The following is a 5157-nucleotide window of genomic DNA, read 5'->3' on the forward strand; positions in this document are numbered from 1 at the left end:
GGTGAGATTCCTATGTTGCTAATCCAAGGCACTTGTCAATGTCAAAAAACTTTAATTTTATATTGTGAGGTAAAACCTATGAATACAAAAGAAAAGAAGAAATATAAACCTAAAGAGCAAATATCAAAAGAAGATTATTCTAAAAAAATTACTTACACTCAAAGTGATAAAGAGTCCCTCGACTTACTAGATATTGTTGAGCTTTATTTATGTAGAGCTTGTATAAGACTATAAGCTGGGGTGCTGACTTAAAAACTTGGGTGCGGTAAAATATAAGTGGTAGAAGAACTCCTTAATGACTATTTGCCCAAATACAAATTAAGGAGGTTTTGTGATGGAAAAATTTGCTTGTATGTATCTTCGTTTATCGAGAGAGGATGGAGATAGCACAGAAAGTAATTCTATTTCAAATCAAAGACAGATTATCAAATCATATGCAAGGGACAATGATTTTAAAGTTGTTGCTGAATATGTAGACGATGGCTTTTCAGGATCTAATTTTGACAGACCAAAATTTAAGAAGATGATTCAAGATCTTGAAGAAAAGAAGTTCAAAACAATTATTGTGAAGGACTTATCCCGTTTTGGGAGGGATTATATCGAATCAGGTAAATATCTACAAAAGATATTTCCAGAAAAAGGTATAAGGTTTATATCCGTAAACGATAACTATGACAGTGAAAATGCAGATGTAAGCGATACACACTTAATTCTTCCAATAAGAAACTTTATTAATGATTCTTATTGTAGAGATATTTCTATGAAAGTTAAATCTTCAAAAGAGATCAAAAGAAAGAATGGTGAATTTATTGGTGCATTTGCTCCTTTTGGTTATAAGAAGGATAGCAAAAACAAACATAAGTTAGTCGTTGATACAGAAGTTTCACACATAATTGAAAGAATCTTCAATATGAAGATAGACGGTTATTCGTCTAAGGCTATTGCAGATTTTTTAAATAGCATAGGTTGTGTAACACCATCTAAGCATAAAGAAAATTCTGGCGATAATCATACCACTGGTTTTATTGTTAAAGACTCTAAATGGGACGCAAAAATGGTCAATAGGATTATTATAAACAAGGTCTATATAGGAGTGCTTGAACAAGGGAAAACTAGAAAACTAAATTACAAGTCTAAGAGAGAAGTAGAAGTAAATGAAGAAGATTGGATTGTAATAAACGACTCTCATAAGCCTATTATTTCAAAAAGCATTTATGCTTTGGCTAATAAGATGATGCTCCGAGATGTAAAACAATCAGCAGATATACCACATATTTTATCAGGAATGCTTTATTGCAAAGATTGTGGATCTTCAATGGTTAGAAGAAAGGTTAAGTCCAAGAATGGATATAATATTTTTTATATTTGTTCTCACTATAATAACAAAGGAGATTGCACAAGACATAGTATAAAAGAAGACTATCTACTGGATATGACTCTTTTTGCACTTAAAGATTATTTAAAAAAATATAATGAACTACTAAGTCAAGTTAATAAGTTAGATGTATCAAAAGTTACATTTAATATTGACTTTGAAAGCTTAAACTCAGAAAAGAGAAAGTATGAAAGACTTAGACAATCTTTATATATGGACTTAGAAGATGAACTTATAACTTCTGAAGAGTTTGAAAGGTTCAGAAAAAATTATCTTATTAAGATCAGGGAAATAGAGAAACAAATTGCTACAAAGAAAAATATACTTGCCAACTTGCAAGAAAAGATGAAAAACAAGGACAGTTTGGTTTCCGAAATTGTTCCCACTGATTTAAGCAGTCTAAATAGACTAACAATTGTATCTTTTATAGATAGAATTGAAATCGGAGAAAATAATGAGATTAATTTTGTCTTTAATAATTTGGAAACAGTTAACTTACTGAAGACCCTTATAAAAGAAGAAAGTGAAAGTAAGTCCGAAGTAAAGAAGAATTTGATTTCAATAAATAAGGTATTTGGAAATGCTCTTGAAAATAAGACTCCAATGCAATTAGCTGGAGGTGTTTTATAATGGCAAGAACTTCCAAAAGATATATTGAAAAGAAAAGCGAAAAGTCAGAAAGAAAAGTCTTTAAGGCCGGAATTTATACAAGACTATCTAACGAAAGAACAGAAGAGTGGAGAGAAAAATCATACTCAATAGAAACTCAAATCCTATCTTGTAAAGAATATGCATTAAAAGAAAATATAGATGTTTTAGAAGTTTACACTGACTATGAATATAGTGGGACAAACTTTGAAAGACCATCATTTCAGAATATGATGCAAGATATTAGAGATAGAAGAATCAATTGTATTATTATCAGAGATTTATCAAGACTTGGAAGAGAATATCTCGAAATGGGAAGATTGATTGATAAAGTTTTTCCATTTTTAGGTGTTAGATTTATTTCAGTTAATGATAAATTAGACACAGTCAAAGAAACAGATTCAAAGAAATCTTTTGAGGTTACTCTTAAAAATATTATCAACGATATGTATGCTAAGGATATTTCAGTTAAGATAAAAACCTCAAAACACAATAGAGCAAGAAACGGATACTTTATTGGTTCTGTTCCACCTTATGGTTACAAGATTAAAAAATCTAAAGAAGGTCAAAAACTTGTAATTGATGAAAATGTTAGATTTATAGTTGAAGAGATGTTTGATTTAACTCTTCAAGGCAAAAGCCAATATGAAGTCGCAAAGCATTTTAATGAAAAGGGATATGCTCCTGGAATGATTTATTATAAAACTGGGAGAGTTTACAGAGAGAGTGATGATCCTGAATGGAATAAAGGGACAATTTCAAAAATGCTTACAAACCCAGCTTATACGGGGACTTTAGTACAAGGAGTTAAGCAACAAAATCTTGCAAAAGGAATTAAACAACATTTTGTAGACGAAAGTCAGTATATAATTTGTGAGAATGCACATGAAGCAATCATTTCTAAGGAAGTTCACGAAAGAATCTTACGAGAAAGACAAGAAAGAAAGAAAAATCATGTTTTCAGTTCGCCAATACACAATTTTGAAAATAGGGACTATGAGAACAGATTTAAGGGTCTTGTAATCAATAATAATACTGGCAAAGAACTTAATAGAAGAACTCGTATCTATGGTAAAAATAAAGATAGACTTTACTATTCATTCCAGAATGAGAGATTTAGTGGAAGTATAAAACCCGAAAAATCAGTATTCATTATGGAAAGAGATTTGGATCAGGCTATTAGTGATAAGATTTCTGAGTTTATTATGAAGACAACTAGCAAGACAAAATTTGTAAATCGAATTAAAGCTAGATTTAATAAAGCAATAGATACTTTTAAGAAAGACATTGAAAATCTTAAAAGAAAAAATATAAATGAAGAAAATATCATTCAAAGAGCCTATGAAGAATATAGTCTAGGTAAGATTGATAGAGATGAGTATCTATTAAGAAGAGAGATTGCTCAAAGTCATATGTCTACATTTGATAACGAGATTTCAGCAATTGAAGTTAATATATCAAAACTTAAAAAAGAAAGATTAAAATCAACAAAATGGATAAATGATTTATATGCTTCAAAGAATTTGGAAAAGCTACCTGGTGATTTAATCCATAGCTTAATTGAAAAAATAATAGTTTATGATAAACACGAATTTGAAATAGTCTTTAAATTCAATATAGATAATTTGGTAGGAGGAACAGACGATGAGTAAGATTGCTCTTTATATTAGATTATCCGTTGAAGATATGATAAAGACTGATGAGAGTGAAAGTATCATAAACCAAAGAGCATATCTAAACGATTATCTCGACAAGAATGAAGAATTTAAGAACTTCACAAGAGAAGAATATGTCGATGACGGATATTCTGGAACAAATGAAAATAGACCAGCCTTTCAAAGAATGCTCGAAGATGTAAAGAAAAATAATATCCAGACGATAATTGTAAAAGACTTGTCCAGATTTATGAGAGATTATATAACACTTGGAGATTATCTTGAAAATATATTTCCATTCCTTGGAGTAAGATTCATTGCCATAAATGATGGCTATGATAGTAACAAAGAAAAGGGAAATGGAACAGATTTAGATATTCAATTCAAGGGACTATTATATGATTTCTACACAAAAGATATTTCTGAAAAGGTAAAGTCATCTATGACTACACTTAAAAAACAAGGAAAGTTTTTAGCTTGGAGTCCACCATTGGGATACATGAAAGATCCTAATGATAGACACAAAATCATAGTTGATGAAGAAACAGCTTGGATAGTAAAGAAGATTTTTAAACTTGCACTTGATGGTATATCTTCAAGAAATATAGCTAAGATATTAAATGAAGAAAAAATTCCAACACCATCAAAAAGAAAGAGCGAATTAACCAATCTTGACTTTGAATATTCAATAATTAGAACTGCGAAAAAACCTAGACCAACTTGGACTAATGGCAATGTAATAGATGTATTAGCAAATGAAAATTATACTGGAACTTACACTTTCAATATGCAAGATAAGTCAGTATTAAATCCATCTTCTTTTAAATTCAAACCAAAAGAGGAATGGGGAAGAGTTGAGAATAACCATGAAGCTATTATATCTAAAGAAGACTTTGAAAAAGTTCAGAAGATTAAAGAGAAGAATCTGTTTATGAAAGGTAAAAATACCGATTATGAATGGAGAAAGAAATCTCCACTACAAGGTTTTGCAAAATGTCCAACCTGTAATCACATTCTAGGATGTACTCAATCAAAACACAAAAGACCTGACGGAAGCCTTAGAGTACACACATATTTTACTTGTAGGATATGTAAGTGTAATAATGTAAAACATAAAAACTCAAGAGCAGGAAGCCTTGAAGAGCAAGTAATTGAAGCAATAAAAGAAAAATATGGTCTAGAAGATCCAATCAAGGATGAAAAAGTAAAAGTTAAACCAATGGAAAAATCTATCGAAGATCTTGAAGCTAAAAAAATGCAGAATTTTGAGAAGTATAAATTAGGCAAGATGAATAGACAAAAATTCATTGACTCTAAAAATTCGATAGATGAAGAAATACAAGCAATAAAAGAAAAAATACAAAAAGCAAAAGAAGAAAAAGAAGTAATAGACAACACTAAACTTACCAGAGAATTGATGGAAAAATATATAGACTCAGTATTCTGTGAAGGAAACGAAGTGTTGAACATAATATGGAA

At 30.0% G+C, this 5157-nt stretch carries 4 protein-coding genes; all 4 read left to right on the forward strand.

Going from position 1 to position 5157, the window contains the following annotated elements; genetic code table 11:
* Positions 1 to 12 precede the first annotated feature (12 nt).
* Complete coding sequence (locus RQ893_RS07990) at positions 13 to 234, forward strand: hypothetical protein (RefSeq protein ID WP_000924587.1); 222 nt, start codon at positions 13 to 15, stop codon at positions 232 to 234.
* Positions 235 to 334: 100 nt separating this feature from the next.
* A complete protein-coding gene (locus RQ893_RS07995; RefSeq protein WP_311482497.1) occupies positions 335 to 2005 on the forward strand; it encodes a recombinase family protein in 1671 nt (556 codons plus the stop codon).
* Positions 2005 to 3675, forward strand: a complete 1671-nt coding sequence (locus RQ893_RS08000) for a recombinase family protein (protein ID WP_311482498.1) — start codon at positions 2005 to 2007, stop codon at positions 3673 to 3675. The genes RQ893_RS07995 and RQ893_RS08000 overlap by 1 nt, the downstream gene beginning before the upstream one ends.
* On the forward strand, positions 3668 to 5157 hold a 1490-nt coding region (locus tag RQ893_RS08005), incomplete at its 3' end, for a recombinase family protein (protein WP_311482499.1). The genes RQ893_RS08000 and RQ893_RS08005, both read left to right, overlap by 8 nt.

Source organism: uncultured Anaerococcus sp., assembly GCF_963510915.1.
Classification (GTDB): domain Bacteria; phylum Bacillota; class Clostridia; order Tissierellales; family Peptoniphilaceae; genus Anaerococcus.